At 70.3% G+C, this 26,865-nt stretch carries 22 protein-coding genes; 8 read left to right on the top strand and 14 right to left on the bottom strand.

All coding sequences use genetic code 11. The features are described from left to right. Window positions 1–3: 3 nt before the first annotated feature. Window positions 4–921, bottom strand: a complete 918-nt coding sequence (locus ACFY5B_RS16915; protein ID WP_389969638.1) for a heme o synthase — start codon at window positions 919–921, stop codon at window positions 4–6. Between the two features lie 383 nt (window positions 922–1,304). On the opposite strand from ACFY5B_RS16915, the gene tkt reads away from it, so the two are divergent. From tkt to pgl, 5 genes are read left to right on the top strand one after another with little or no spacing between them, the layout of a single operon-like run. Beyond that, window positions 1,305–3,392: a transketolase gene (tkt, locus tag ACFY5B_RS16910; protein ID WP_389969636.1), complete on the top strand. Its 2,088-nt coding sequence runs from the start codon at window positions 1,305–1,307 to the stop codon at window positions 3,390–3,392. A gap of 34 nt (window positions 3,393–3,426) precedes the next feature. After that, window positions 3,427–4,545 carry a transaldolase gene (tal, locus tag ACFY5B_RS16905; protein ID WP_389969634.1) on the top strand — a complete coding sequence of 373 codons (1,119 nt, stop codon included), beginning with the start codon at window positions 3,427–3,429 and terminating at the stop codon, window positions 4,543–4,545. A gap of 4 nt (window positions 4,546–4,549) precedes the next feature. Further along, window positions 4,550–6,073 (top strand): glucose-6-phosphate dehydrogenase, encoded by a 1,524-nt coding sequence (gene zwf / locus ACFY5B_RS16900; protein ID WP_389969632.1) that lies wholly within the window; start codon window positions 4,550–4,552, stop codon window positions 6,071–6,073. Then, window positions 6,070–7,203, top strand: coding sequence for a glucose-6-phosphate dehydrogenase assembly protein OpcA (gene opcA / locus ACFY5B_RS16895; RefSeq protein ID WP_389969631.1), 1,134 nt, complete (start codon window positions 6,070–6,072; stop codon window positions 7,201–7,203). The genes zwf and opcA overlap by 4 nt, the downstream gene beginning before the upstream one ends. After that, window positions 7,200–7,985, top strand: coding sequence for a 6-phosphogluconolactonase (gene pgl, locus ACFY5B_RS16890; RefSeq protein WP_389969629.1), 786 nt, complete (start codon window positions 7,200–7,202; stop codon window positions 7,983–7,985). Before opcA ends, pgl begins: the two co-directional genes overlap by 4 nt. 165 nt (window positions 7,986–8,150) lie before the next feature. Here the strand turns inward: pgl and ACFY5B_RS16885 are convergent, their stop codons facing one another. The 5 genes from ACFY5B_RS16885 to ACFY5B_RS16865 form a co-directional block, all read right to left on the bottom strand. Beyond that, a complete protein-coding gene (locus tag ACFY5B_RS16885) occupies window positions 8,151–8,990 on the bottom strand; it encodes a carbohydrate ABC transporter permease (protein ID WP_351639157.1) in 840 nt (279 codons plus the stop codon). Next, window positions 8,987–10,348 (bottom strand): ABC transporter permease subunit, encoded by a 1,362-nt coding sequence (locus ACFY5B_RS16880; RefSeq protein WP_389969627.1) that lies wholly within the window; start codon window positions 10,346–10,348, stop codon window positions 8,987–8,989. Before ACFY5B_RS16880 ends, ACFY5B_RS16885 begins: the two co-directional genes overlap by 4 nt. 6 nt (window positions 10,349–10,354) lie before the next feature. Next, window positions 10,355–11,680 (bottom strand): ABC transporter substrate-binding protein, encoded by a 1,326-nt coding sequence (locus ACFY5B_RS16875; RefSeq protein WP_389969625.1) that lies wholly within the window; start codon window positions 11,678–11,680, stop codon window positions 10,355–10,357. Window positions 11,681–11,747: 67 nt separating this feature from the next. Next, window positions 11,748–13,403 (bottom strand): glycoside hydrolase family 13 protein, encoded by a 1,656-nt coding sequence (locus ACFY5B_RS16870; RefSeq protein WP_389969623.1) that lies wholly within the window; start codon window positions 13,401–13,403, stop codon window positions 11,748–11,750. Window positions 13,404–13,556: 153 nt separating this feature from the next. Then, on the bottom strand, window positions 13,557–14,828 hold the full coding sequence (locus tag ACFY5B_RS16865; RefSeq protein WP_389969621.1) for an ABC transporter substrate-binding protein: 1,272 nt from the start codon (window positions 14,826–14,828) through the stop codon (window positions 13,557–13,559). A gap of 121 nt (window positions 14,829–14,949) precedes the next feature. Here ACFY5B_RS16865 and ACFY5B_RS16860 point away from each other — a divergent pair, with 121 nt between their 5' ends. Genes ACFY5B_RS16860 through ACFY5B_RS16850 form a run of 3 tightly spaced genes read left to right on the top strand, consistent with a single transcriptional unit; the run spans window position 14,950 to window position 18,542 of the window. Then, on the top strand, window positions 14,950–15,465 hold the full coding sequence (locus ACFY5B_RS16860) for a PadR family transcriptional regulator (RefSeq protein ID WP_107458638.1): 516 nt from the start codon (window positions 14,950–14,952) through the stop codon (window positions 15,463–15,465). Continuing rightward, window positions 15,462–16,220, top strand: a complete 759-nt coding sequence (locus ACFY5B_RS16855) for an ABC transporter ATP-binding protein (RefSeq protein WP_389969619.1) — start codon at window positions 15,462–15,464, stop codon at window positions 16,218–16,220. Before ACFY5B_RS16860 ends, ACFY5B_RS16855 begins: the two co-directional genes overlap by 4 nt. A gap of 39 nt (window positions 16,221–16,259) precedes the next feature. Beyond that, window positions 16,260–18,542: an FtsX-like permease family protein gene (locus tag ACFY5B_RS16850; RefSeq protein ID WP_389969617.1), complete on the top strand. Its 2,283-nt coding sequence runs from the start codon at window positions 16,260–16,262 to the stop codon at window positions 18,540–18,542. 19 nt (window positions 18,543–18,561) lie between these two features. Here ACFY5B_RS16850 and ACFY5B_RS16845 read toward each other — a convergent pair whose 3' ends face one another. The 8 genes from ACFY5B_RS16845 to gap form a co-directional block, all read right to left on the bottom strand. After that, entirely contained in the window at window positions 18,562–19,464 is a 903-nt protein-coding gene (locus ACFY5B_RS16845; protein ID WP_389969615.1) for a hypothetical protein, read from the bottom strand. Between the two features lie 93 nt (window positions 19,465–19,557). After that, window positions 19,558–21,210, bottom strand: coding sequence for a glucose-6-phosphate isomerase (pgi, locus tag ACFY5B_RS16840; RefSeq protein WP_389969613.1), 1,653 nt, complete (start codon window positions 21,208–21,210; stop codon window positions 19,558–19,560). Between the two features lie 69 nt (window positions 21,211–21,279). Beyond that, window positions 21,280–22,548 carry an MFS transporter gene (locus ACFY5B_RS16835; RefSeq protein ID WP_389969611.1) on the bottom strand — a complete coding sequence of 423 codons (1,269 nt, stop codon included), beginning with the start codon at window positions 22,546–22,548 and terminating at the stop codon, window positions 21,280–21,282. Between the two features lie 193 nt (window positions 22,549–22,741). After that, on the bottom strand, window positions 22,742–23,077 hold the full coding sequence (locus tag ACFY5B_RS16830) for an RNA polymerase-binding protein RbpA (RefSeq protein WP_003957010.1): 336 nt from the start codon (window positions 23,075–23,077) through the stop codon (window positions 22,742–22,744). Window positions 23,078–23,285: 208 nt separating this feature from the next. After that, window positions 23,286–23,522, bottom strand: a complete 237-nt coding sequence (gene secG / locus ACFY5B_RS16825) for a preprotein translocase subunit SecG (RefSeq protein ID WP_094052663.1) — start codon at window positions 23,520–23,522, stop codon at window positions 23,286–23,288. Between the two features lie 95 nt (window positions 23,523–23,617). Then, a complete protein-coding gene (tpiA, locus tag ACFY5B_RS16820) occupies window positions 23,618–24,394 on the bottom strand; it encodes a triose-phosphate isomerase (protein ID WP_033310745.1) in 777 nt (258 codons plus the stop codon). 6 nt (window positions 24,395–24,400) lie between these two features. Beyond that, window positions 24,401–25,612: a phosphoglycerate kinase gene (locus ACFY5B_RS16815; RefSeq protein ID WP_389969608.1), complete on the bottom strand. Its 1,212-nt coding sequence runs from the start codon at window positions 25,610–25,612 to the stop codon at window positions 24,401–24,403. 143 nt (window positions 25,613–25,755) lie between these two features. Further along, entirely contained in the window at window positions 25,756–26,763 is a 1,008-nt protein-coding gene (gene gap, locus ACFY5B_RS16810; protein ID WP_389969606.1) for a type I glyceraldehyde-3-phosphate dehydrogenase, read from the bottom strand. Between the last annotated feature and the right edge of the window lie 102 nt (window positions 26,764–26,865).

The following is a 26,865-nucleotide window of genomic DNA, read 5'->3' as shown; positions in this document are numbered from 1 at the left end:
GTGTCAGCGCAGGAACGGGTCGACCGCGACCGCCACGAAGAGCAACGACACGTAGGTGATCGACCAGTGGAACAGGCGCATCTCCTTCAGCTTCGCGCCCGTCACCTCCGCCTTCGCACGGTTCTGCAGGCCGTGCGCCTCCCAGAGCCAGAAGCCGCCCGCCAGCAGGGCCACCGAGGTGTAGAACCAGCCGGTGTAGCCGAGTGGGGTCAGCAGCAGCGAGACGGCGACCATGACCCAGCTGTAGATCACGATCTGCTTGGCGACCACCTTGTTGGAGGCGACCACCGGCAGCATCGGCACACCCACGCGCGCGTAGTCGTCCTTGACCTTCATGGACAGCGGCCAGTAGTGCGGCGGTGTCCAGAAGAACATGACCATGAAGAGGATGACGGGCGCCCACGACATCGAGTTCGTGACCGAGGACCAGCCGATCAGCACCGGCAGACAGCCGGCGATGCCGCCCCACACGATGTTCTGCGAGGTACGCCGCTTGAGGATCATCGTGTAGACGACGACGTAGAAGAGGAGCGCGCCGAGGGCGAGCCAGGCGCTCAGCCAGTTCACGGTGAGGCCGAACAGCAGCGTCGAGGCGACGGCCAGCGTGATGCCGAAGGCCAGACACTCGCGCGGGCTGACCATGCCGGTGACCAGCGGGCGCTGCGAGGTGCGGTCCATGAGCGCGTCGATGTCGCGGTCGATGTACATGTTGAGCGCGTTGGCGCCGCCCGCGGACAGGTAGCCGCCGAGGCACGTCAGCAGCACCAGCGTCAGGTCGGGCACGCCCTGCTGCGCCAGGAACATCACCGGCACCGTCGTGATCAGCAGAAGCTCGATGATCCGCGGCTTGGTGAGAGCCACGAATGCCATGACACGGGCCCCGAGCGGCCGGTGGGCCGGGCTCTGGTCCGCCCCGGTCATCCCCGCTGGACGGGATTCAACGGCCGTCACGCACACCCCTACAGAGACATCCCAGCAAGCCTCACCGCTGTGAAGTCCCGGTAAAGGCTCGCGCGTACCACGCCACTTTAGACGTTGCCCAGACTCGGACATTCGCGGGGGTCGGGTCGTGTTGGCGGGCACCTTCCGAAGGGCGCGCCCAAGCTCGATTGAGCACCCGGATGAGCGGCTCCGTATTCACCTGTCGAATGCGGTACGGCCCAGTCAGGAAGCGGATCGGGATCGGTCCCGGCACTCTGGAGTGACTCGAAAAAACGCACGTCCCACGGGGGTAGGCTCGACTGCGGCCGGTGGGCGCCCCGATACACCGGCATCCGACATGTGGAGAGGAGCCCTGACCCAGGGTGAGCACCAAGCCGACCACCACAGACCTCGAGTGGACCGAGTTGGACCAGCGGTCCGTCGACACCGCGCGTGTCCTGGCCGCCGATGCCGTACAGAAGGTCGGTAACGGCCATCCGGGTACGGCGATGAGCCTGGCGCCTGCCGCCTACACCCTCTTCCAGAAGGTGATGCGGCACGACCCGGCGGACGCCGACTGGGTCGGACGGGACCGCTTCGTGCTGTCCGCCGGCCACTCGTCCCTGACCCTCTACACCCAGCTGTACCTGGCCGGCTTCGGCCTGGAGCTGGACGACCTGAAGTCCTTCCGGACCTGGGGCTCGAAGACCCCCGGCCACCCCGAGTACGGGCACACGACCGGTGTGGAGACGACGACCGGGCCGCTCGGCCAGGGTGTCGCCAACGCGGTCGGCATGGCGATGGCCGCCCGCTACGAGCGCGGCCTGTTCGACCCGGAGGCCGCCGAGGGCGAGTCGCCGTTCGACCACTTCGTCTACTGCATCGCCGGTGACGGCTGCCTCCAGGAGGGCATCTCCGCCGAGGCGTCCTCGATGGCGGGCCACCAGAAGCTCGGCAACCTGATCCTGCTGTGGGACGACAACCACATCTCGATCGAGGGCGACACCGAGACGGCCGTCTCCGAGGACACCGTCAAGCGTTACGAGGCCTACGGCTGGCACGTGCAGCGGGTGGAGCCGAAGGCCGACGGCGACCTGGACCCGGCCGCGATCTACGAGGCGATCCAGAAGGCCAAGGCCGTCACGGACAAGCCGTCGTTCATCGCGATGCGCTCGATCATCGCCTGGCCTGCCCCGAACGCGCAGAACACCGAGGCCGCGCACGGCTCGGCGCTCGGCGACGACGAGGTCGCGGCCACCAAGCGGGTGCTGGGCTTCGACCCGGAGCAGTCCTTCGAGGTCTCCGACGAGGTCATCACGCACACCCGCAAGGCGCTGGAGCGGGGCCAGGCGGCCCGCGCGGTGTGGGAGAAGGCGTACCAGCAGTGGCGGGACAACAACCCCGAGCGCGCGGCCGAGTACGACCGCGTCGCCAAGGGCGAGCTGCCCAAGGGCTGGGAGGAGAAGATCCCGGTCTTCGAGGTCGGCAAGGGCGTGGCCACGCGTGCCGCCTCCGGCAAGATCCTCCAGGCCCTCGGCGCGGTCGTTCCCGAGCTGTGGGGCGGCTCGGCCGACCTGGCCGGCTCCAACAACACCACGATCGACAAGACCAGCTCCTTCCTCCCGGCGGACAACCCGCTGCCGGAGGCGGACCCGTACGGGCGCACGATCCACTTCGGTATCCGCGAGCACGCGATGGCCGCGGAGATGAACGGCATCGCGCTGCACGGCAACACCCGGATCTACGGCGGCACCTTCCTGGTGTTCTCCGACTACATGCGCAACGCGGTGCGGCTGTCGGCGCTGATGCACCTGCCGGTGACGTACGTGTGGACGCACGACTCCATCGGTCTCGGTGAGGACGGCCCGACGCACCAGCCCGTCGAGCACCTGGCGTCGCTGCGCGCGATCCCCGGTTTGAACGTGGTGCGCCCGGCCGACGCCAACGAGACCGCCATCGCCTGGCGCGAGATCCTCAAGCGCTGGACGAAGGAGTTCGGCAAGGGGCAGCCGCACGGTCTGGCGCTGACGCGTCAGGGTGTGCCGACGTACGAGCCCAACGAGGATGCCGCGCGCGGCGGTTACGTCCTGTTCGAGGCCGACGGTGGCGAGCCCGACGTCATCCTCATCGCCACCGGCTCGGAGGTGCACGTCGCCGTCGAGGCGCGCGAGCAGCTCCAGAGCGCCGGCGTACCCACGCGCGTGGTGTCCATGCCGTCGGTGGAGTGGTTCGAGCAGCAGGACCAGGGGTACCGGGACAGCGTCCTGCCGCCGTCCGTCCGCGCCCGTGTCGCGGTGGAGGCCGGTATCGGTCTCACGTGGCACAAGTACGTGGGGGACGCCGGCCGCATCGTTTCCCTGGAGCACTTCGGTGCTTCGGCCGACGGCAAGGTCCTCTTCCGCGAGTTCGGCTTCACTCCCGAGAACGTGGCCGCGGCCGCGCGGGAATCGATCGCCGCAGCTCAGCGCTGACGCTCATATACGACACGTAGGAGATGGAATTTCCATGACAGACGCACTCAAGCGCCTCTCCGAGGAAGGCGTGGCGATCTGGCTGGACGACCTGTCGCGCAAGCGGATCACGTCCGGCAACCTCGCCGAGCTGATCGACCAGCAGCACGTCGTGGGCGTCACCACCAACCCGTCGATCTTCCAGAAGGCGATCTCGCAAGGCGACGGCTACGACACGCAGCTGACCGACCTCGCCGCCCGCAAGGTCACCGTCGAAGAGGCCATCCGCATGATCACGACGGCGGACGTCCGTGACGCCGCCGACATCCTGCGCCCGGTCTTCGACGCCACCGGCGGCCAGGACGGCCGGGTCTCGATCGAGGTCGACCCGCGCCTGGCGCACAACACCCGGGCGACGGTCGCCGAGGCCAAGCAGCTCGCGTGGCTGGTGGACCGGCCCAACACGCTCATCAAGATCCCGGCGACCGAGGCGGGCATCCCGGCCATCGCCGAGACCATCGGCCTGGGCATCAGCGTCAACGTCACGCTGATCTTCTCCCTGGAGCGCTACCGCCTGGTCATGGACGCGTTCCTGGAGGGCCTGGAGAAGGCCAAGGAGCGCGGCCTGGACCTGTCGCAGATCCACTCCGTGGCCTCGTTCTTCGTGTCCCGCGTGGACACCGAGATCGACAAGCGGATCGACGCGCTGGGCACCGACGAGGCCAAGGCCGCGCGCGGCAAGGCCGGCGTCGCCAACGCCCGGCTGGCCTACCAGGCGTACGAGGAGGTCTTCTCCTCGGACCGCTGGAGCGCCCTGGAGAAGGCGGGCGCCAACAAGCAGCGTCCGCTGTGGGCGTCCACCGGCGTGAAGGACAAGGCGTACAAGCCGACCCTGTACGTCGACGAGCTGGTCGCGCCGAACACGGTGAACACCATGCCGGAGGCGACCCTGTTCGCCACGGAGGAGCAGGGCGAGATCCGCGGCAACGCCGTCGCCGGCACGTACGAGCAGGCGCGCGCCGACCTCGACGCGGTCGAGAAGCTCGGGATCAAGTACGACGACGTGGTCCAGCTCCTGGAGGAGGAGGGCGTCGAGAAGTTCGAGGCGTCCTGGACCGACCTGCTGAAGTCGACCGAGGCCGAGCTCAAGCGCCTCGCCCCCTCGGAGGGCTGAACAGGTGTCGAGCAGCAACCCGCTGCGTGACCCCGCGGACCGACGGCTCCCGCGTATCGCGGGGCCGTCGGGCCTGGTCATCTTCGGCGTCACGGGCGACCTGTCCCGCAAGAAGCTCATGCCCGCCGTGTACGACCTCGCCAACCGGGGTCTGCTGCCGCCGGGCTTCTCGCTGGTGGGCTTCGCCCGCCGTGAGTGGGCGCACGAGGACTTCGCGCAGGAAGTGCACGACGCGGTCAAGGAACACGCCCGCACGCCCTTCCGCGAGGAGGTCTGGCAGCAGCTCATCCAGGGCATGCGCTTCGTGCAGGGCACGTTCGACGACGACGACGCCTTCGAGCGGCTGCGTTCCACCATCGAGGAGCTCGACAAGGCACAGGGCACGGGTGGCAACTTCGCCTTCTACCTGTCGGTGCCGCCGTCGGCCTTCCCCGTGGTCATCCAGCAGCTGAAGAAGCACCAGCTGGCCGACCAGACGGGCGGCTCCTGGCGGCGCGCGGTGATCGAGAAGCCGTTCGGTCACAACCTCGCCTCGGCCGAGGAGCTCAACAAGGTCGTCCACGAGGTCTTCGCCCCGGAGCAGGTCTTCCGCATCGACCACTACCTGGGCAAGGAGACCGTCCAGAACATCCTGGCGCTGCGTTTCGCCAACACGATGTTCGAGCCGATCTGGAACCGGTCCCTCGTGGACCACGTGCAGATCACCATGGCCGAGGACATCGGCATCGGCGGCCGGGCCGGGTACTACGACGGCATCGGCGCCGCCCGTGACGTCATCCAGAACCACCTGCTCCAGCTGATGGCCCTGACGGCCATGGAGGAGCCGGCCTCCTTCGACGCGGACGCGCTGGCCGCCGAGAAGACGAAGGTACTCGGCGCCGTGCGCCTGCCGAAGGACATGGGCCGGGACACCGTGCGCGGCCAGTACTCGGCCGGCTGGCAGGGCGGCGAGAAAGTGATCGGCTATCTCGACGAGGACGGTATCGACGCCTCCTCGAAGACCGACACCTACGCCGCGATCAAGCTGGAGATCGACAACCGCCGCTGGGCGGGCGTCCCCTTCTATCTGCGCACCGGCAAGCGGCTGGGCCGCCGGGTGACGGAGATCGCGGTCGTCTTCCAGCGGGCCCCGCACTCCCCCTTCGACTCCACCGCCACCGAGGAGCTCGGCTCCAACGCGATCGTCATCCGCGTCCAGCCGGACGAGGGCGTCACGGTCCGCTTCGGCTCGAAGGTGCCCGGCACGTCGATGGAGATCCGGGACGTGTCGATGGACTTCGCCTACGGCGAGTCCTTCACGGAGTCCAGCCCGGAGGCGTACGAGCGTCTGATCCTGGACGTTCTCCTCGGGGACTCGAACCTCTTCCCGCGCACCGAGGAGGTCGAGCTGTCCTGGAAGATCCTCGACCCGATCGAGGAGTACTGGGACAAGAACGGCAAGCCCGCCCAGTACCAGGCCGGTACCTGGGGGCCCGTCGAGGCGGACGAAATGCTCGAGCGACACGGACGGAGCTGGCGCCGGCCATGAAGACAGACCTCACGGACACCACGGCCAGCAAGGTCAACAAGGCCCTGGTGCAGGGCCGCCGCGCGATCGGTACACCGGCGGTCGGCATGGTGCTCACGCTGGTCATCGTGACGGACGAGGAGAACGCCTACGACGCGCTGAAGGCCGCGAGCGACGCCGCGCACGAGCATCCCTCGCGCACGCTGGTGGTCATCAAGCGCGTCTCCCGCTCGCCCCGCGACCGCACGCAGTCCCGTCTGGACGCGGAGGTCCGGGTCGGCGCGGACGCGGGCACCGGCGAGACGGTCGTGCTCCGGCTGTACGGCGAGGTCGCGGAGCACGCCCAGTCGGTGGTGCTGCCGCTGCTGCTGCCGGACGCCCCGGTGGTGGTGTGGTGGCCGGTGAACGCGCCGCTCGACCCGGCGAAGGACCCGCTGGGCGCCCTCGCGCAGCGCCGCGTCACCGACACGTACGCCTCCGAGCAGCCGGTCCGGGACCTGGCGACCCGGTCGGGGACCTACACCCCCGGCGATACGGACCTGTCCTGGACGCGCATCACGCCCTGGCGTTCCATGCTGGCGGCGGCCCTCGACCAGGTCGCCTGCGAGGTCCGGGCCGTCGAGGTGGAGGGCGAGGAGTTCAACCCGAGCTGCGAGCTGCTGGCGATGTGGCTCGCGGACCGGCTGGACGTCCCCGTGAAGCGCTCGCTGTCCAGCGGCCCCGGTCTGACGGCGGTCCGGATGGACACCAGCTGCGGGCCGATCAAGCTGGACCGGGCCGACGGCTCTCTGGCGACGCTCTCCATCGAGGGCCAGCCGGACCGGGCCGTGGCGCTCAAGCGCAGGGAGACCGCCGAGCTGATGGCGGAGGAGCTGAGGCGGCTGGACCCGGACGACACGTACGCGTCGGCGCTGCGGTACGGGGTGGACCGGCTGAAGTCGCCCCTGTCGGCTCCGGCGCCGCGGGTCCCCGGGGACTCGGTCGCCAAAGGAGAGCGCGGAGAGCCCAAAAGTGACGGGCGAGCACGACTCGCCCTCCCCGCTCCCGTTGAAGCGGCTGCGAAAGCACCCGCTGCACAAGCGACGGCGGAGGAACCGGTGAGGCAGGAACCGCCCGCGCTGGAACCGGTACGGAAGGCGACGACGAAGTGAGTACGGCACCGCAGCTGGTCGTCCACCGCGACAAGGAGCTGATGGCGCAGGCCGCGGCGGCCCGGCTGATCACCAGGATCGTGGACGCACAGGCCTCCCGGGGTTCGGCGTCCGTGGTCCTGACGGGCGGCCGCAACGGCAACGGCCTGCTCGCGGCGCTGGCCGCGGCGCCCGCCCGGGACGCGATCGACTGGAGCCGGCTCGACCTGTGGTGGGGCGACGAGAGGTTCCTGCCCGAGGGCGACCCCGAGCGCAACGTCACCCAGGCGAGGGAGGCTCTCCTCGACTCGGTGCCGCTCGATCCGAAGCGGGTGCACGCGATGCCCGCGTCGGACGGGCCGCACGGCACCGACGTGGACGCGGCGGCGGCCGCCTACGCGGAGGAGCTGGCAGCGGCGTCGGGCCCGGAGAACCACGGGCCCGTGCCCACGTTCGACGTGCTGATGCTGGGGGTCGGGCCGGACACGCATGTCGCGTCGCTGTTCCCGGAACTGCCGGCGGTGCGTGAGACGGAGCGTACGGTCGTCGGCGTCCACGGCGCGCCCAAGCCGCCACCCACCCGGGTGACGCTGACGCTGCCGGCAATCCGGGCGGCCCGTGAGGTATGGCTCCTGGCCGCGGGCGAGGACAAGGCCCAGGCGGCGGCGATCGCCCTCTCGGGAGCGGGAGAGATCCAGGCTCCGGCGGCGGGCGCGTACGGCAGGAGCCGAACCCTGTGGCTGCTGGACGCGTCGGCGGCCTCACAACTGCCGCGGTCGATGTATCCGCCGGCTTCGGCTTGAGTATCAGGGGGCTCCGCCCCCTGGACCCCAGGACCTATGCCCACCCTGCCACCCGAAACTGCCCTTGCATGGGGCAACTCGCGAGTCCAGCGTCCTGGCTGACCGCTTCGGGGGGTGGGTGGGCATAGGCGGGGGTCCAGGGGGCGGAGCCCCTTGGTGCAGCGGCTACTTGACCGACCCCGCCATCACGCCCTGCACGAAGTGCCTCTGGAACGCGAAGAACACGACGACGGGGACGACCAGGGACACGAACGCCCCGGGCGCCAGGACATCGATGTTGCTTCCGAACTGGCGTATCTGCGACTGGAGCTCCACGGTCAGCGGCTGTGACGTGCTGTCCGCGAACAGCAACGCCACCAGCATGTCGTTCCAGACCCACAGGAACTGGAAGATGGCCAGGGAGGCGATCGCCGGCCGGCCGACGGGCAGAACCAGCCGCGTGAAGATGCGCCACTCGCTGCCCCCGTCCATGCGGGCCGCCTCCAGCATCTCCTTCGGCATCTCGGCGAAGTAGTTGCGGAGCAGGAACACCGCGAACGGCAGGCCGTAGGCCACGTGGAAGAGGACGACACCGGGGATCGTGCCGAACAGGCCCAGCTGCCCGAAGAGTTTGGCGACCGGCAGCAGACCGATCTGCACCGGCACCACCAGCAGCGCGACCACGACCAGGAAGATCGTCTCCCGCCCGGGGAAGTCCAGCCACGCGAAGGCGTACCCCGCGAGTGCCGCGATCACCACGACCAGCACCGTCGTAGGCACGGATATCAGCACCGTGTTCCAGAACGCCTGCGTGATCCCGGCGTTCCCCAGCAGCGAGGAGTAGTTGTCGAAGGACAGCTGCCCGGGGCTGGAGAACACCGTCCACCAGCCGCCCTTCGCCGTGTCCTCGGCGGACCGCAGCGAGGACAGGAACAGTCCGGCCAGCGGCGTCATCCACACCAGGCCCACCAGGACGAGGAAGGCCTGGACGACTCCGTTGCCCAGCCCGCGCCGAACCGCGTTCATCGCTGACTCCTTCGGAAGCGGCGGACGTTGAACACCATGGCCGGGACGACCAGCAGCAGGAGCAGTACGCCCAGCGCGCTGCCGAGCCCCTGGTTGTTGCCGCCGCCGAACGACACCAGCCACATCTGCGTCGCGAGCACGGTCGCGTCCTCCTGCACGGGACCGGGCGCGATGATGTAGACGAGGTCGAAGACCTTCATCACGTTGATGACGAGGGTGATGAAGACGACCGACAGGACGGGTGCCAGCAGGGGCACCGTGATCCGGCGGAAGATCTGCCACTCGTTCGCGCCGTCCATCCGCGCCGCCTCCAGGGCGTCCCGCGGCAGCGTCGACAGGCCCGCCCCGATCAGCACCATGGCGAAGCCGGTCCAGATCCACAGGTAGGCGCCGATGATCGCCGGGGTGACCAGCGCCGGCCCGAGCCAGGAGACGCCCTCGTAGGGCTGGGCGAAGTTCGACGACGGCAGCCTCACCTCGTAGGAGCCCGATGCGAGGCCCTCAAAGCGGAAGGAACCGTCGGCGGCCGTGGTGGTCGTGGCGATCGACTCGCCGTCCCGGACCGCCTCGACCTTCATCTCCGGCAGCCCGCTCTCCCGCCGGTCGACCTTGCCCTGCTCCCCTCCCCCGCCGGGCGTGAAGTCGAGGTAGACGACTCCGCGCAGTTCGTCGGCGGCGGCCTTGCGCCCCGCCGCCGCGTACGCCGGCTCGGCTCCGCCCGGCAGGTCGTCGGGCTGCACGCCGACCAGACCGAGCGCCACCGCGTCCCCGGGCGCCACGCTCGTACTCGTGCGGTACGAGCCGTCCTTGTCCTTCGTCAGGCCCTGGGCGTCGCGCGCCCGGGCCGTCGGGTAGGAGGACTCCCCCTCGAAGGCGTCGTGGACGGAGACGACCGCGGCGTTGAGCACGCCCTTGTCGGGGTCCTCGTCGTAGGCGAGCCGGAAGATGATGCCGGCGGCGAGGAAGGAGACCGCCATCGGCATGAAGAGGAGCAGCTTGAAGGCCGTCGCCCAGCGGACCTTCTCCACCAGCACGGCGAGGATCAGGCCCAGGCCGGTGAGCAGGGCCGGGGCGATGACGACCCAGATGGCCGTGTTGCGCACGGCTTTGAGGGTCGCCGGGTCACGGAACATCTCGGCGTAGTTGTCGCCGCCGACGAAGCTCGTCCCCGAGGCGTCGAAGAAACTGCGGCCGATGCTGAACAGCACGGGGTAGACGACGAGCGCGCCGAGCAGCAGCAGCGCGGGCAGCACGAACAGCAGGGCGATGATCTTCCCGCGCCGGCGCAGTCGCCGGGTGCGGTCGGCGACCGGGCCGGGCGGCGGGGAGCTCGTCTCTTTCACGAGGGTCGCTGTCATGGCGTATCAGTCCTGGTACGCCTTGGCCGCCGCGGCCTCCAGCTTCGCCGCGGTGCCCTTCGGGTCGGACGGATCGCGCAGGAAGTCCTGGAGGAGCTTCCACTCGCCGGTGCCCTTGGTGCCGCCGAAGGCCGCGGGGGCCTGGTCGGACATGTCGAAGCGGACCGAGTCACCGGCCTGGACGAGGGACTTGGCGGTGGCGCGGGTGACGTCGTCGCCGTAGGACGCGAGGTCGACCTTCTTGTTCGGGGAGAGGAAGCCGCCGGCCTCGGCCCACACCGCGGACGCCTCGGGCGTCGACAGGTACTCCAGGAGCGCCTGGGCGGCCTTCTGGTTCTTGCCGTCCTTGAGGACGACGGCGGCGTCTCCGCCGCTGACCACCGGTGCCTCGCCGCCGCCGACCGCCGGGAACGGGAAGAAGTCGGCGTCCTCGCCGACCTTCTTGCCGAACTGGTCCTTGGCGACACCGGCGACGAAGTCGCCCTCGTAGACCATGCCGGCCTCGGGCTCCGGCCCGAAGACCTTCTCGACCGAGCCGGGGAAGTCGGTGTTCAGGGCGCCCTTCTGGCCGCCTGCGATGAGCTGCTTGTCCTTGAAGAGCTTGCCGAGGGTGGTGAGGGCGTCGACGACGGACGCGTCGGTCCACTTGAGCTTGTGGGCGGCGAGGGCGTCGTACTTCTCGGGTCCGGCCTGGGAGAGGTAGACGTTCTCGAACCAGTCGGTGAGGGTCCAGCCGTCCTGTCCGGCGACGGAGAAGGCGGCCAGGCCGGAGTCGGAGACGGTCTGCCCGGCCTTGAGCATGTCGTCGTAGCTCTTCGGGGGCTTCACGCCGGCCTGTTCGAGGGCGTCGGGGCTGTACCAGACGGTCGACTTGTGGGCGGCCTTGAAGTAGAGGCCGTAGAGGGTGCCGTCGACGCTGCCGTACTTCTTCCACACGGGGGCGTATCCCGCGTCGACGGCCTGCTCGGTCTTCTTCGACAGCGGCTTGAGCCAGCCCTTCTGCGCGAACTGCTTGAGCACACCGACCTGCGGGACCATCACGACGTCGGGGGCGTTGCCGCCCTCGATCTTGCTGCCGACGACGGTGGAGACGTTGTCGCCGGTGGAGACGAACTGTGTCTTTGCGCCGGTCTTCTCGGTGAAGGCGTCGAGCACCTTCTGGAAGTTCTTCTGCTCGGTGCCGGACCAGACGCCGGCCACGGTGACCGACTGGCCGCCGAGCGCCTTGTCACCGCCGCCGGCCGAGACGGGTCCGCCGCCGCAGGCGGTCGCGCCGAGCGCCAGGACGAGGGTGGTGCAGCCGGTGAGCAGGGTGGTACGTCGTCGCATCATCGTTGATGTCCCTTCGGGGAGTTGACTTGCGTAGCGTTCGCTTGCGGGGCGTGCTCTCGTGGGTCGTTCAGGAACGGATCCACCAGGCGGCCGTCGAGCCGGAGAGCACTCCGGACGGGCAGGGGCCGCTGGCGAGCAAGGGGGTGCCGGGGACCGGCGCGGGGGTGGGGGCCGTACCGAAGTTGACGGCGCACACCAGGTCGCCGCGTTCGAAGGCCAGGACGCCGGGCGAGGCGTCCAGCCAGCGCAGCGTGCCCTCGCCCAACTGGGGCAGTGCGGCCCGCAGTTGGAGGCCGTCGCGGTACAGGTGCCAGAAGGAGCGGGTGTCGGCGAGGGCGCGGTCGGTGGCGTACTCGGCGAAGTACTCCGGCTGCGGCAGCCACGGCTTGGCGCTCTCGACGCCCGGCGTGAAGCCGAACGGTGAGGCCTGGCCCGACCAGGGCAGGGGCACACGGCAGCCGTCGCGGATGCGGGCGCGGCTGCCGGTGCGGCGGAAGATCGGGTCGGTGAGCACGTCGTCGGGCAGGTCGACGACCTCCGGCAGGCCGAGCTCCTCGCCCTGGTAGATGTACGCGGCGCCGGGCAGGGCCAGCATCAGCAGCGCGGCGGCGCGGGCCCGGGCCGCGCCGAGGCCGCTGCCCTCGGTGGCGGCCTCGCCGTAGCGGGTGACGGTGCGGACCTGGTCGTGGTTGTTGAGGACCCAGGTGACGGTCGAGCCGGTCCCGGCGATGTCCTGCATGGCCTCCGAGATGACCTTCTGGAAGGCGTCGGCGTCCCAGGAGGCGCTGAGCAGGTCGAAGAAGAAGGCCTGGTGCAGCTCGTCGGAGCGGACGTACTGGGCGTGCTCCCGGGCGGTCGGGACGGACACCTCGCCGACGAGGAGGCGTTCGCGGTCGTCGCGCTCGGTGTACTCCTCGCATATGGAGCGCCAGCGGCGCCACACGTCGTGCACCTCGGGCTGGTTCCAGGCGAGCGGGTTGACCGAGTCGCGGGTGCGGGCGTCGGCCTCCGGGTCGTCGGAGTCGGGCAGCTCGGGGCGCTTGTAGAGGCCGGCGGCGACGTCGATGCGGAAACCGTCGACACCCCGGTCGAGCCAGAAGCGCAGCACCCGGTCGAACTCGGCGGCGACCTCCGGGTCGCGCCAGTTCCAGTCGGGCTGCTCGGGCGTGAACATGTGCAGGTACCACTGGCCGGGCGTCCCGTCCGGCTCGGTCACCCGGCTCCACGCCGGGCCGCCGAACATGGCGTGCCAGTTGTTGGGCGGCTCGGACCCGTCGGGGCCGCGGCCGTCGGCGAAGTGGAAGCGGGCCCGGGCCGGGCTGCCCGCGGGGGCGCCGAGTGCCTCGCGGAACCAGGGGTGCTCGTTGGAGCAGTGGTTCGGGACGATGTCGAGCAGCACCTTGATGCCGAGCCGCCGCGCCGCCGCGACCAGCCGGTCGAACTCGTCGAGGTCGCCGAAGAGCGGGTCGACGTCGCAGTAGTCGGCCACGTCGTAGCCGTGGTCGTGCTGCGGCGAGGGATAGAAGGGGCTCAGCCAGATCCCGTCGACGCCGAGCTTCTTGAGGTACGGCAGTCCGGCCCGGACGCCGGCGAGGTCGCCGATGCCGTCGCCGGTGCTGTCGAGGAAGCTGCGGACGTACACCTGATAGATCACTGCGTCACGCCACCAGTGGTGCCTGTTCAACCCATCGACCTGTCTCTGAGGAGGGCAGCGGTTATGCATGCATGTTAAGTAGGCGTGTCGAGAGGGTGTCAATGAAAAGGCAGAAGGTATCGAGCGGTTGGGGTGTTCAAATGCGGACAGATACGGGCAATAGTCAGCGAGATGAGACGCCCGCGTTACCTAACAAGTAAGTAGGGGACGTCGCGGAAAGCGCTAGCCGCGCGAGATGACGGCGAGCTCTCGCGCCAGTCGTCGCACCGCCGCGGCGGGCGTCTGGTGCCCCGCCATCGCGTCGTGCACGACCGCCTGCACCACCAGGCTCACCTGGCCGTAGCGCGGGCTCTTGGGGCGCGGCTCGGCCGCGAGGACACTCGTCCGCAGGGTCGGCAGGTAGGGAAACCTGCGGATGAGCGCGGGATCACGGTAGAGATCCGCGCGCACCGGCGGCAGCGCGCCGCGCGTGAGGACCTGCCGCTGGACGCGTTCACTGGTGAGGTACGCGATCAGGCGGGCCGCCGAGTCGGGGTGGCGCGCATGCGCGCTGACGGCCAGGTTGGAGCCGCCGAGGACGCTGGTGCCCGGGCCGCCGGGTCCGGGCAGGGGCACGGCACCGACCTTCCCGGCGACCTTCGAACCGGGGGCGGAGGCACCGACGTAGGCGTACGGCCAGTTCCGCAGGAAGAGCAGCCGGCCGTCCTGGAAGGCCTGCTTGGACTCCTCCTCCTTGTACGTCAGCGCTTCCCTGGGGATCCAGCCCTCGCGCACCCCGCGGGCCAGGAACCCGATGCCCTCGCGGGCCGCCGCGGAGTCGACGGTGACACGCTCGCCCTCGTCGCCCAGGATCGAACCGCCCGCCGAGTAGACGGCCTCGGCCGCGTTCACGGTGAGGCCCTCGTACGGCAGGAACTGCCCGGCGTAGCCGTCGAGGCCGTGCTTCGGGGCGATGGTCTTCGCGTACCGTTCCAGTTCCGCCCAGGTGCGCGGCGGATCGACGCCCTCCTTCGCGAGGACGTCCTTGCGGTACAGCAGCAGGCCGGCGTTGGTGACGTACGGGACGGCGTAGAGCTGCCCGTCGTAGGTCGCCGTGTCCACGACCGGCTGGAGGAAGGTCTTCAGGGGGAAGCGGTCCCGGGGCAGCGGCCTGATCCAGCCCGCCGCGGCGAACTCCGGGGTCCAGTTGACGTCGATGTTGAGCACGTCGAACCGGCTGCGGTCGCCGTCGCGCAGGTCGGTGATCATCTGGGCCTGGGTCTCGTCGGCCGAGTCCGGCAGCTCGACGAGGGTGACCTTCTCGCCGGGGTGGGTGCGATTCCAGCCCTCCAGCAGGGGGCCGAGGTAGCCGGTGAGGTCTCCGGCGGTGGCCAGGGTGAGGGGGCCGCGACCGCCCTCGGGGGGCTCGCCCGCCTGCGCTCCGGCGGCGACGTAGCCTGTCAGGACCACGACGAGAACGAGAAGGCCCCTACCCGCGGCATGGATCCACCGCATAGGTTCCTCCCTGTACACCGGCGCTGGGCACCCTTGCCCGGAACAGAGGCCATGTATACCTGTTAGGTATGGGCGATACTAGGGCCTGGAGCACATTGGACCGGACAGGAGGACTGCACGCGTGCGCCTGCCCCTCCTGGCCCTCCTCGCCCGCGGACCCGCCCACGGCTACGAGCTCAAGCAGGACCTTGAGCAACTGCTGGGCTCCGCGTACCCTCAGCCGAATGTCGGCCAGATCTATGTGACCCTCGGCCGCCTCGAGAAGTCGGGACTGATCGAGGGCGAGGACGTGGCGCAGTCCAGCCGGCCCAACAAAAAGGTCTACCACCTCACCGACGCCGGGCGGGAGGCGCTGCGCGCCTGGTTCGAGGAGCCCGAGGACGAGCCGCGGGTCCGGGACGAGTTCTTCATGAAGCTGGCGCTCGCTCCGCAGACCGGCCTCGCCGAGCAGATCACCCTGATCAACCAGCAGCGGCGCCAATACCTGAACACGATGCGGCAGCTGTCGAAGCTGGCCGCCGCCGAAGACCGCGACAACCGCATCGCCCATCTGCTGATCGAGGGCGCGATGCTGCACCTGCAGGCCGACCTCGACTGGCTGGAGCGGTGCCAGGAAGAGCTGGAGGAGCTGGAGTGAGCGACGACCGTCCCGCTCCTGTGCTGCGCGCCGAGGGGCTGGTGAAGACCCACCACGGCGAGGGCGCGCCCGCCCACGCCGTGCGCGGGGTCGACCTGTGCGTACGGCAGGGCGAGTTCGTGGCGATCACCGGCCCGTCCGGCGCGGGCAAGTCGACGCTGCTGCATCTGTTCGGCGGACTCCAGCGGCCGGACGCGGGCCGCATCTGGCTCGACGGCGAGTCCACCGACACCTACGGCGAGGCCCGCTGGGCGGTGGAGCGCAGGAAACGCATCGGGATCGTCTTCCAGTTCTTCAACCTCGTATCGAACCTGTCCGTCGCCGACAACGTGGAGCTGCCCGCCCTGCTCGCGGGCACCTCGCCGAAGCAGGCGCGCGCCGAGCGCGAGGCGCTGCTGGCCGAGCTGGGCCTGACGGGCAAGGAGCGCAGCATGCCGGGTGAGCTGTCCGGCGGTGAGCAGCAGCGCGTCGCCCTGGCCCGGGCGCTGGTCAACCACCCGCCGCTGCTGCTGGCCGACGAGCCCGCGGGCAGCCTCGACAGCAAGGGCACCCGCGAGGTGATGCGGCTGCTGTCCCGTTTCCACCAGCGCGGCCAGACGATCGTGCTGGTCACCCATGACGCCCGGCTGGCGAGCGCCGCGGACCGGGTGATCAGCTTCTTCGACGGCAAGATCGCCGATGACGCGGCACTCGACGGCGGCACCACCCCGCCGCGCCGCTCCGGCATATCCGGCGTGCTGGAGCTGAAGGACTGACATGCGGGTGTACGACGATCCCCGGAAGGGCTGACCCGTATGCGAGCCACCCTGCGCTGGGCCCACTCCGATCTGCGCACGCACCGCGGCGAGGCGCTGTTCCTCGTCCTCGCCACCGCCGGCATCGTCGCCTCCCTGCTGCTGGCCACGGCCCTGTTCGGTTACGCGACGAACCCCTGGCAGCGCGTCTTCACGCAGTCGCACGGCGCGCATGTGTGGCTGCACACCGATACGGCGGCCGACACCGGCAAACTGGCCGATCTGGACGGCGTGGAATCCGTCGTCGGCCCCTATCCGAGCGCCGCCACCACCGTCTCCGCGCGCGGCAGCCGCGCCGCCGTCGAGCTGCGGGGCATGCCGGAAAGGTCCTCCGACGGCCGCCCGCCGCTGGTCTCCGGGCACTGGCTGGACCCGTCGCACCCGAACGGTGTGGTCCTGGAGAGCCGCCTCGCCCGTGCCCTGCTGGCCGGGCCCGGCGACACCCTCGACGTGCCCGGCACCGCCCGCGAGCTGACCGTCGTGGGGCTCGCCGACAGCGCCGAGCCGCGCTACCGGCCCGGTGAGCAGCCGGGCCTGGTGTGGGCACTGCCGTCGGCCGTGCCGGACCCCGGCGGCCAGGTGATCGGGCTGCGACTGACGGACCCGGGCGACACGTCCTACATCGTCCAGCGCGCGGTGACGGTGCTGGGCCCCGGGGCGATCGGCGAGGTCTCCACCTGGCAGCAGGCGCGGGCCGAGGCGCAGGGCGACAACCGGCTGCTCGGTCAGGTGCTGGGCCTGTTCGGGCTGGGTGCGCTGGTCGCGGCCGGACTCGCCGTGCACGGGGCGATCGGCACCCGCATCCGCGGACACCTGCGCGACCTCTCCGTCCTGAAGGCCATCGGCTTCACCCCCGGCCAGGTGGTCCGCGTCTTCCTGCTCCAGCACCTCGCCTACGCCCTGCTGGGCGCCCTGGCCGCCGCCGCTCTGGCCGAGGCCCTGGGCAGCAGGATCCCGGGGCGGCTCGGGGACGCGGTCGGCGTGTGGCAGGGGCTGCCCGGCCACACCGCGGCACTGCTCGTGGTGCCGGTGGGCGCGGTGCTGTTCATCGGCGCGACCACCGGGCTGGCCGCCTGGCGGGCCGGGCGCGTGCCGCCGGTGCCGGTGCCGAGATCCGCCGCGACCTCGGGAGGGCGGTTGTCCGGCGTGGCGCGCCAAGCCCTGGGCGTGCGGATTCCGCCCGCGCTGGTGCTGGGATGGCACCGGGCGTTCACCCGCCGCCCCCGGTCCCTGGCCACCGTCGCCCGGCTCACCCTGCCCCTGCTGCTGATCGTCGTGGCGATGAGCGCCTGGACCACCCTCGACCGTTTCCACAGCGAGCCCGAGCAGATCGGCCTGCCCACCACGCTCAGCGTGCGCACCGACGCCGGTGTGAGCGAACAGCAGGCCCGCTCCCTGCTGGAAAGCGACCCGGAGGTGGCCGCCGCCTACCCGGGCGTCGAGACGGCCGCCCTGGGTCCGAGCCAGACCGCGACCATCGCGCTGCGCGGCCTCGGCACCCGGCAGGACCCTTATCCCTACGCCCTCGCCGAGGGCCGTCCGGCCCGGGCCACCGACGAGGCCGTGGCCGGGCAGGGGCTGCTCGACCTGCTGGACGTGCGGGTCGGCGCCTGGGTGCGGATGACCGTCGGTGATCAGCCGCAGATCCTGCACATCGTGGGCCGCAGCATCGAGCCGGAGAACGCCGGCCGGGTCATCTCCACGTCCCTCGACACTCTCCGCGAGAACAACCCGGGGCTCCGCCCGACCCTCTACGAGCTCCGCCTGGACCCGGGCGCCGACCCGCAGGAGGTCGCCGACCGGCTCACCGCGGCGGGGCGCGGCCATCTGGACGTGCACAGGGTGGCCAACCCGGCGGACGGACTGTCCCCGCTGCGCGCGGTCGTCGCCTGGCTGATCGCCGTCCTCGCCCTCATCGGACTCATCGAACTGCTGACCGCGATCGGCGGCACCGTCCGGGAGAGCGAACGGGACCTGCTGGCGTTGAAGGCCATCGGACTGTCCCCCCGGCAGATCACGGCGATCACCGTCACGGCCACCGGCCTCACGGCCCTGGCGGCCGTCCTCGCCGCCATCGCCCTCGGCCTGCCCCTCGCCCGGTGGCTGATCGACGCCCAGGGCAGGTCCAGCGGCATCGGCTCCGGGATCGTCCACGGGCCCTCCGTGATCCTGATGGTGCTGCTCGGCGCGGGGGCGGTGCTCTGCGCCGCCGCGCTGGCCGCCCTCCCCGCGGCCCGGGCGGCCCGGCGGCGCCTCGCGGACACGCTGAGCGCGGTCGCCTGACGCCGGTACCGCCGGGGCGTCAGCCCCCGTACGGCTGCCGCGGGTGGTACGGGCTCTGGGGCTGCGGGGCGTACGGGTGCTGCCCGGTCGGCGCGTAGGGATGCCCGTACGGGTTCCCCTGCGGCGGCAGGTGGGGCGGGCCCGCCGGGGGCGCCGGCGGGACCGGCCCGGGCACGGGAGTGTGGGTCGCCGGATGGGCGTTCAGCCTGATTCCGTACCGCCGCTTGAGCCGCCGCATCTCCAGCAGCGCGATGGCGGTGACCGTCACCGGCGCGCCCAGGATGAAGACGACGCCCAGGGTGAGGCTGAGCCCGTGCAGATCACCGGTCACGAGGTCCGGGACGGCCACCAGCCAGCTGGTCACCATGGCGAGCAGCGGCGGCAGGCAGCGGTGGACGGCGGCCGTGCCGAAGAAGTTGCCCGAGACGCGTACGGCTCCGTAGGCCGTGAAGGCGAGCAGCCACAGCATCGTCATGCCGAACCCGATGATCACGGCGATGTTCGCGGAGGCGTTCACCGTCCGCACCAGCAGCAGTACGGCGGCCACACAGCCGACGAACAGCACGAGCAGCGCGAGGGACCTGAGGAGCGGCGTCCGCAACTGCCGTACCGTGCCACCGCGCCGCCAGACCCACAGCATCACCCCGACCGTCAGCGGAGTGAGGAAGAGCAGGACGACGGAGGCCGTCATCGCGTTCTCGAGCAGCTCGGTGAGGTCGAAGCCGCCTTCGATGAAGGTGTAGACACCGAGCGAGGCGACCGCCCCGGCGATGACACGGAACCGCTTCATGCGCTCCACGGACGGGTCGAGCGGCTGCGGGATCCAGGCGGGGTGGAACACCGCGCGGGCCACGTCCTGGGGTTTCAGGACGGATCCCGCCGTCAGCGTTCCGCCGGTCCAACTTCCGCGTGTGCGTGCCACTTCGCGCTCCCCCGAGCACTCGCCGTGATGATCGCCCGGGAGTCTACGGGAGGCGGACGGCGCGCCGCCGCCCGCCTTCCCGTGCGGCGGTGATCACTGCCGGCCGCGCAGCTCCCGGTACGTGGCGACCAGTGCCTGTGTGGAGGCGTCCAGGCCCTCGACCCCGGCGGCCCCGGTCAGCGCGGGCTCGACGCGCTTGGCGAGGACCTTGCCCAGCTCGACGCCCCACTGGTCGAAGGAGTCGATGTTCCAGACGGCGCCCTGCACGAACACCTTGTGCTCGTAGAGGGCGACCAACTGGCCGAGCACGGACGGCGTCAGCTCGGGAGCGAGGATCGTGGTCGTCGGGTGGTCGCCCCGGAACGTCTTGTGCGGCACCAGTTCCTCCGGCACTCCCTCGGCCCGCACCTCCTCGGGGGTCTTGCCGAAGGCGAGCGCCTGCGTCTGGGCGAAGAAGTTGGCCATCAGCAGGTCGTGCTGCGCCTTCAGTTCGTCGCTCAGCTCGGCGACGGGCCGGGCGAAGCCGATGAAGTCCGCGGGGATCAGCTTCGTGCCCTGGTGGATCAACTGGTAGTAGGCGTGCTGCCCGTTGGTGCCCGGCGTGCCCCACACGACCGGCCCGGTCTGCCACTCGACCTCGCGCCCGTCCCGGCCGACGTACTTGCCGTTGGACTCCATGTCGAGCTGCTGGAGGTAGGCGGTGAACTTCGACAGGTAGTGGCTGTAGGGCAGCACCGCGTGCGACTGGGCGTCGTGGAAGTTGCCGTACCAGATGCCCAGCAGGCCCAGCAGCAACGGCACGTTGGACTCGGCGGGCGCGGTCCGGAAGTGCTCGTCGACGATGCGGAACCCGTCGAGCATCTCCCGGAAGCGGTCCGGGCCGATGGCGATCATCAGCGACAGGCCGATCGCCGAGTCGTAGGAGTAGCGACCACCGACCCAGTCCCAGAACTCGAACATGTTGGTCGTGTCGATGCCGAACTCGGCGACGTTTTCGGCGTTCGTCGACAGCGCCACGAAGTGCTTGGCGACGGCGGCGTCGTCACCGAGCGCGTCCAGCAGCCAGGAGCGCGCGGACGTGGCGTTGGTGACCGTCTCGATGGTGGTGAAGGTCTTGGAGGCGATGACGAACAGCGTCTGTGCCGGGTCCAGGTCCCGGACCGCCTCGTGCAGGTCGGCGCCGTCCACGTTGGACACGAAACGCACCGTCAACGAGCGGTCCGTGAAGGCGCGCAGCACCTCGTACGCCATGGCGGGGCCGAGGTCGGAGCCGCCGATGCCGACGTTGACGATGTTCCGGATGCGCTCGCCGGTGTGGCCGGTCCACTCGCCCGACCGCACCCGGTCGGCGAAGTCCGCCATCTTGTCGAGCACCGCGTGCACATCGGGCACCACGTTCTCGCCGTCGACCTCGATCACCGCGTCCCGCGGGGCGCGCAGCGCGGTGTGCAGCACGGCCCGGTTCTCGGTGACGTTGATCTTCTCGCCTCGGAACATGGCGTCACGCAGTCCGAAAACGTCGGTGGCGGCGGCCAGTTCGCGCAGCAGTCGCAGGGTGTCGTCGGTGACGAGGTGCTTGGAGTAGTCGACGTACAGGTCGCCGACCCGGAGGGTGTAGCCGGTGCCGCGGCCGGCGTCGGCGGCGAACAGCTCGCGCAACCGGACGTCGCCGAGCTCCTCGCGGTGCTTGGCCAGTGCCGTCCACTCAGGCGTCTGGTTGAGTGCGGTACGGCTGTCTGCGTTCATCTCGGACTTCAGCCTTCTTTCCTGTCCTGCCTGCGTACCTTGCCCCGCTGCCGGTCCCAACCTATGTGATCAGCGCGTGACGTCGGCTGTCGTGGCGCCGTCCTCCGGCTCGACGACAGATACGTTCACCGTGCGCACGGGTATCAGCGCGAAGACGGCGAGGACGAAGAAGGCGGCCGTGAGCGGGGGCGGGGTGCTGGGCCCCCAGACGGTGGCGACGGCTCCGCCCAGCAGGGCGCCGAGGGGCACTCCGGCGAAGGCCAGGGTCCGGAAGGCCGAGCTGACCCGGCCCAGCAGTCCGGCGGGGCTGCGCTCCTGCATGAGCGTCGTCGTGTTGACGTTCCACACCATGCCGAGGAGCCCGAACACGGCCAGCGCGCCCACGAGCACGGCGAGGCTTCGCACGGTGCCCATGACGACGAGCAGCGCGGTCTGCGTCGAGCCGGCGAGCAGCACCGACCTCAGCCGGCCGAGCCGTGCCACCAGCCGGCCGTTCACCACTCCCCCGGCCAGACTGCCCAGGGTGAAGGCGGTGCCCGCCGCCGCGTATCCCGCGGGGCCCGCGTGGAGCCAGTCGGTGACGAGGACGACCAGCATGGCGAGCTGGGTGCCCATGCCGATGTTGCACAGGGCAGTGGCGGTGCACAGGGCGCGCAGGACGCGGTCGCGCCACAGGGTGCGCAGGCCCTCGGCGATCTCCCGGCGCAGTGTGCTGCCCGCGGGTCTCGGCTCGCGGTCGCGCCCGGCGGCCGGCAGGGAGGCGATCAGTGCGGCGGCCACCAGGAAGGTCACGGCGTCGGCCGCGAACGGCACGGCGGTCCCGGCTGCCAGCAGCAGGGGAACGACGGGGCCGCCGAGCAGTCCGCCCGCGATGCGCTGACCGGTCATCAGCCGGGCGTTGGCACTGCCGAGAGCCTCCCGGTCGACCAGGACGGGCAGCAGCGCCGTGGCAGCGTTGTCGAAGAGGGTCTGGAGGGTGGTGAGCGCGACGGCCAGTGCGATGAGCAGACCGATCGACGCGTGTCCGAGCGCGACGGCCAGCGCGAAGGCGGCCATCAGCAGCCCGCGCAGGGTCTCCACCGTCCACATGGCCCGCCGCTGGTCCACCCGGCCGGCGACGGCCCCGCCGAGCAGGCCGAAGACGATCCAGGGCAGATAGCCGCACGCCGTGACGGACGCGATGAGCAGCGGATCGTCGGTCAGGGTGACGGCCAGCAGGGGAAGTGCGGCCGTGCGCAGCGCGTCGCCGAAGCTGGACAGCACGGCGGCGCCCCACAGCCGCCCGAAGCCCCCGCGCCACGCGGGCGGAGCACTGCTCCCCACCTCGACCGTCGCCACCGCTCCCCCTCATGGTTCGTCCGATGCACAAACCGTAGAGGGCACCACTGACAATCGGTCGGCGGTGACGGCGAGGAGGCGCTGATGGCCGAACCCCCGCTGGTGCCGGAGAAGTGGGGACCGGCCGGGCACGCTGGTGCCCGACGAGGCAGTTCCGGCCGGGCACCCGCTGGTGCCCGGCCGGTCTCGACTTCTAGATCTCGCCCCGCAGTTTGGCGAGCGCCTCGGCGAGGATCGCCTCGCCGTCCGCGTCGCTGCGCCGCTCCCGCACATACGCCAGGTGGGTCTTGTAGGGCTCGGTGCGCGGCGGGTCCGGCGGGTTGTCCCGGTCCTGGCCCGCCGGGAAGCCGCAGCGGGGACAGTCCCAGGTGTCGGGCACCTGCGCGTCGCTGGCGAAGCTCGGCTGGGTCTCGTGTCCGTTGGAGCACCAGAAGGAGATGCGCAGCCGCGGCGCGGACTCGCCGCGCTCGGCCTCGCCCATCGGCCCCGCCCCGACCCGGCTTCCCCGGATCGCGTTGCCACTTGCCACGGTCGTAACTCCCTGCGTGATGGTGCCGCGAAGCGAGTCGGCGTTCCGCTTCGCCGCGAGCGCCTCAGTCTACGTAAGGCCCAACGCGCGTCCAGTGATTGGAGTTACAACCCTCACACCTAGACGCAAGCCCCATGATAGGCCGCGCTCAGCTGCGCGTACCGGACATGGGGCCCTACGTACGAGTTCCGTGCGGATTGCGGCTCGGTCAGTTGTTCACCTTCATCAGGATGCCGAGCACGACGATGCACGCGAACCACAGCAGACCGATCACGACGGTGATCCGGTCGAGGTTGCGCTCGGCGACCGAGGAGCCGCCGACGGAGGACTGCATGCCGCCGCCGAACATGTCGGAGAGGCCGCCGCCCTTCCCCTTGTGCATCAGCACCAGCAGCATCAGCAGCAGGCTGAAGACGATCAGGGCGATGGAGAACCCCAGAACCACGACTGGACCAACTTCCTCGGATGCGGATGGACGACGCGGGGTCCAGCACAGTGCTGGACCCCGCAAGGGTACGACGGAACGCCGCTACCGCCTACTCACTGGTCGCGGAAGCGCACGATCTTGACGAACTCGTCGGCGTCCAGCGAGGCGCCGCCGACCAGGGCGCCGTCGATGTCGGCCTGGGCCATGATCTCCGCGACGTTGCCGGCCTTGACCGAGCCGCCGTACTGGATGCGGACCTTGTCGGCCAGGTCCTGCGAGTACAGTTCGGCGATCTTGCCGCGGATCGCCGCGCAGACCTCCTGGGCGTCCTCGGCGCCGCAGACCTTGCCGGTGCCGATGGCCCAGACGGGCTCGTAGGCGATCACGACGGTCTCGGCCTGCTCGGCGGGGAGGTCCTTCAGACCGCCCTCGACCTGGGCGAGGGTATGGGAGACGTGGTTGCCCGCCTCGCGGACCTCGAGCTCCTCGCCGACGCACAGGATCGGGGTCAGGCCGTGCTTGTACGCGGCCTTGACCTTGGCGTTCACCAGCTCGTCGGTCTCGGCGTGGTACTGGCGGCGCTCGCTGTGGCCGATGGCGACGTACGTGCACTTCAGCTTGGCCAGCATGGGGCCGGAGATCTCGCCGGTGAAGGCACCGCTGTCGTGCGCCGAGATGTCCTGTGCGCCGTACTTGATCTTGAGCTTGTCGCCGTCGACCAGGGTCTGCACGGAGCGCAGGTCGGTGAACGGCGGCAGGACGGCGACCTCGACGGCCTCGTAGTCCTTGTCGGCCAGGGCGAAGGCGAGCTTCTGGACGTGCGCGATGGCCTCGAGGTGGTTGAGGTTCATCTTCCAGTTGCCCGCCATCAGCGGCGTGCGCGTGCTCATATGGGGTCAGTCCTCCAGTGCGGCGAGGCCGGGGAGCGTCTTGCCCTCGAGGTATTCGAGGGAGGCGCCGCCACCGGTCGAGATGTGGCCGAATGCGTTCTCGTCGAAGCCCAGGATGCGGACGGCGGCGGCGGAGTCGCCACCGCCGACCACCGTGAAGGCCTTCGAGTCGAGGAGAGCCTGGGCTACGGCCTTGGTGCCCTCGGCGAAATCGGGGTGCTCGAAGACGCCCATGGGGCCGTTCCAGAAGACGGTGGCCGCGTCGGCGATCTTCGAGGCGTACAGCTTGCGGGACTCGGGGCCGATGTCCAGGCCCATCTGGCCGGCCGGCATGGCGTCCGCGGCGACCGTGCTGGGCCGGCCCGGGGCCTTGGTCTTGAGATCCGGGAACTCCGGCGCGACCACGACGTCCACGGGCAGGACCAGCTCGACGCCGCTCTTCTCGGCGCGCTCGATGTACTCCCGGACCACCGGGAGCTGGTCTTCCTGGACCAGGGACGAGCCGATCTCGTGGCCCTTGGCCTTGAGGAAGGTGAAGACCATGCCGCCGCCGATGAGCAGGCGGTCGGCCTTGCCGAGCAGCTGGTCGATGACGGCGAGCTTGTCGGACACCTTGGCGCCGCCCAGGACGACGGCGTAGGGCCGCTTGACGTCGTCGGTGAGCTTCTTCAGGACGCCGACCTCGGTGGCGATGAGGTGGCCGGCGTAGTGCGGCAGGCGGGCCGGAAGGTCGAAGACCGAGGCGTGCTTACGGTGCACCGCGCCGAAGCCGTCGCCGACGTAGACGTCCGCGAGGGCGGCGAGCCGGTCGGCGAAAGCACCGCGCTCGGCGTCGTCCTTGCTCGTCTCACCGGCGTTGAAGCGCAGGTTCTCGACGACGGCGACCTGGCCGTCGGAGAGGCCGGCGACGGTGGCCCGGGCGGACTCGCCGACCGTGTCGGTCGCGAAGGCCACGTCCGAACCGAGGAGCTCACCGAGGCGCGCGGCGGCGGGGGCGAGGGAGAAGGCCGGGTCCGGGGCGCCCTTGGGGCGGCCCAGGTGGGAGGCGACGACGACCCGGGCACCCGCGTCGGCGAGGGCCTTGACCGTGGGCAGCACGGCGCGGATGCGGCCGTCGTCGGTGATGCGCGTGCCGTCCAGCGGCACGTTCAGGTCGGCGCGGACGAAGACCCGCTTGCCCGCCACTCCTTCGGAGAGGAGTTCGTCGATCGTCTTCATGAAGGGGACTCCTGAAAGAGCTCGTGATCGCTCGTAAGTGCTCGTGTTCGAACAACTCTGATCTGTACGTGAGTCAGGGCTCGGACGGCGCGTCCTCGCGCCGCCCGAGCCCTGCTCTCACATGGACGTGCCTGCTGGGTTGATCAGAGCTGGTTGCCGACGAAGACCGTAAGGTCCACGAGGCGGTTGGAGTAGCCCCACTCGTTGTCGTACCAGCCGATGACCTTCACGTTCTTGCCCTCCTGGACCATGGTCAGGGAGGAGTCGAAGGTGCAGGACGCCGGGGCGTTCACGATGTCGGAGGAGACGATCGGGTCCTCGGTGTACTCCAGGATGCCCTTGAGCTCGCCCTCCGCGGCCTTCTGGAAGGCGGCGTTGACCTCTTCCTTGGTGACCTCGCGCCCGAGCTCCAGGACCAGGTCGGTGACCGAGCCGGTCGGGACCGGGACGCGCATCGCGATGCCGTCCAGCTTGCCCTTGAGCTGCGGCAGGACCAGCGCGGTGGCCTTGGCGGCGCCCGTGGTGGTCGGGATGATGTTCTCGGCGGCGGCACGCGCGCGGCGCAGGTCCTTGTGCGGGAAGTCCAGGATGCGCTGGTCGTTGGTGTACGCGTGCACCGTCGTCATCAGGCCCTTGACGATGCCGAAGTTCTCGTCGAGGACCTTCGCCATCGGCGCCACGCAGTTGGTGGTGCAGGAGGCGTTGGAGATGACGTGGTGGTTCGCCGGGTCGTACTTGTCCTGGTTGACGCCCATGACGATGGTGACGTCCTCGTCCTTGGCCGGAGCCGAGATGAGGACCTTCTTCGCGCCACCGGCGATGTGCTTCTCGGCGTCGGCCTTCTTGGTGAAGATGCCGGTCGACTCGATGACGATGTCGACGCCCAGCTCGCCCCACGGGATGTCCGCGGGGTTGCGCTCGGCCAAAACCTTGATGGTCTTGCCGTCGACCGTGATCGTGTCGGCGGTGTGGGTGACCTCCTGCTTGAGGCGGCCCAGGATCGTGTCGTACTTCAGCAGGTGGGCGGTGGTCGCGGTGTCACCCAGGTCGTTGACAGCCACGATCTCGATGTCTGCACCCTGCTCCAGGAGCGCGCGGAAGTAGTTACGACCGATGCGGCCGAAGCCGTTGATGCCTACGCGGATCGTCACGAACCGATCTCCTCGTTGGTACGCCGGCCATGAAGTGCCGGCGAGCTCTGTTTGGGATGTCCCCGACCGCCTACGACCCTACCTCCCTGAAGGGCTGGTGGT

Origin of the sequence: Streptomyces sp. NPDC013187 (assembly GCF_042899705.1) — a bacterium.
Lineage (GTDB): Bacteria > Actinomycetota > Actinomycetes > Streptomycetales > Streptomycetaceae > Streptomyces > Streptomyces hawaiiensis_A.
Note: the sequence above shows the minus strand (reverse complement) of the source record. Positions and strands in the feature narration are given on the sequence as shown.

Bases quoted from the DNA above. Each gene is read 5' to 3' on its own strand.
- tpiA (WP_033310745.1), bottom strand. From the start codon at position 24,394: ATGAGCACGCGCACGCCGCTGATGGCGGGCAACTGGAAGATGAACCTC.
- opcA (WP_389969631.1), top strand. From the start codon at position 6,070: ATGAAGACAGACCTCACGGACACCACGGCCAGCAAGGTCAACAAGGCC.
- ACFY5B_RS16870 (WP_389969623.1), bottom strand. From the start codon at position 13,403: ATGCATAACCGCTGCCCTCCTCAGAGACAGGTCGATGGGTTGAACAGG.
- ACFY5B_RS16880 (WP_389969627.1), bottom strand. From the start codon at position 10,348: ATGACAGCGACCCTCGTGAAAGAGACGAGCTCCCCGCCGCCCGGCCCG.
- ACFY5B_RS16875 (WP_389969625.1), bottom strand. From the start codon at position 11,680: ATGATGCGACGACGTACCACCCTGCTCACCGGCTGCACCACCCTCGTC.
- tal (WP_389969634.1), top strand. From the start codon at position 3,427: ATGACAGACGCACTCAAGCGCCTCTCCGAGGAAGGCGTGGCGATCTGG.
- ACFY5B_RS16885 (WP_351639157.1), bottom strand. From the start codon at position 8,990: ATGAACGCGGTTCGGCGCGGGCTGGGCAACGGAGTCGTCCAGGCCTTC.
- pgi (WP_389969613.1), bottom strand. From the start codon at position 21,210: ATGAACGCAGACAGCCGTACCGCACTCAACCAGACGCCTGAGTGGACG.
- ACFY5B_RS16865 (WP_389969621.1), bottom strand. From the start codon at position 14,828: ATGCGGTGGATCCATGCCGCGGGTAGGGGCCTTCTCGTTCTCGTCGTG.
- ACFY5B_RS16850 (WP_389969617.1), top strand. From the start codon at position 16,260: ATGCGAGCCACCCTGCGCTGGGCCCACTCCGATCTGCGCACGCACCGC.
- ACFY5B_RS16815 (WP_389969608.1), bottom strand. From the start codon at position 25,612: ATGAAGACGATCGACGAACTCCTCTCCGAAGGAGTGGCGGGCAAGCGG.
- ACFY5B_RS16915 (WP_389969638.1), bottom strand. From the start codon at position 921: ATGACCGGGGCGGACCAGAGCCCGGCCCACCGGCCGCTCGGGGCCCGT.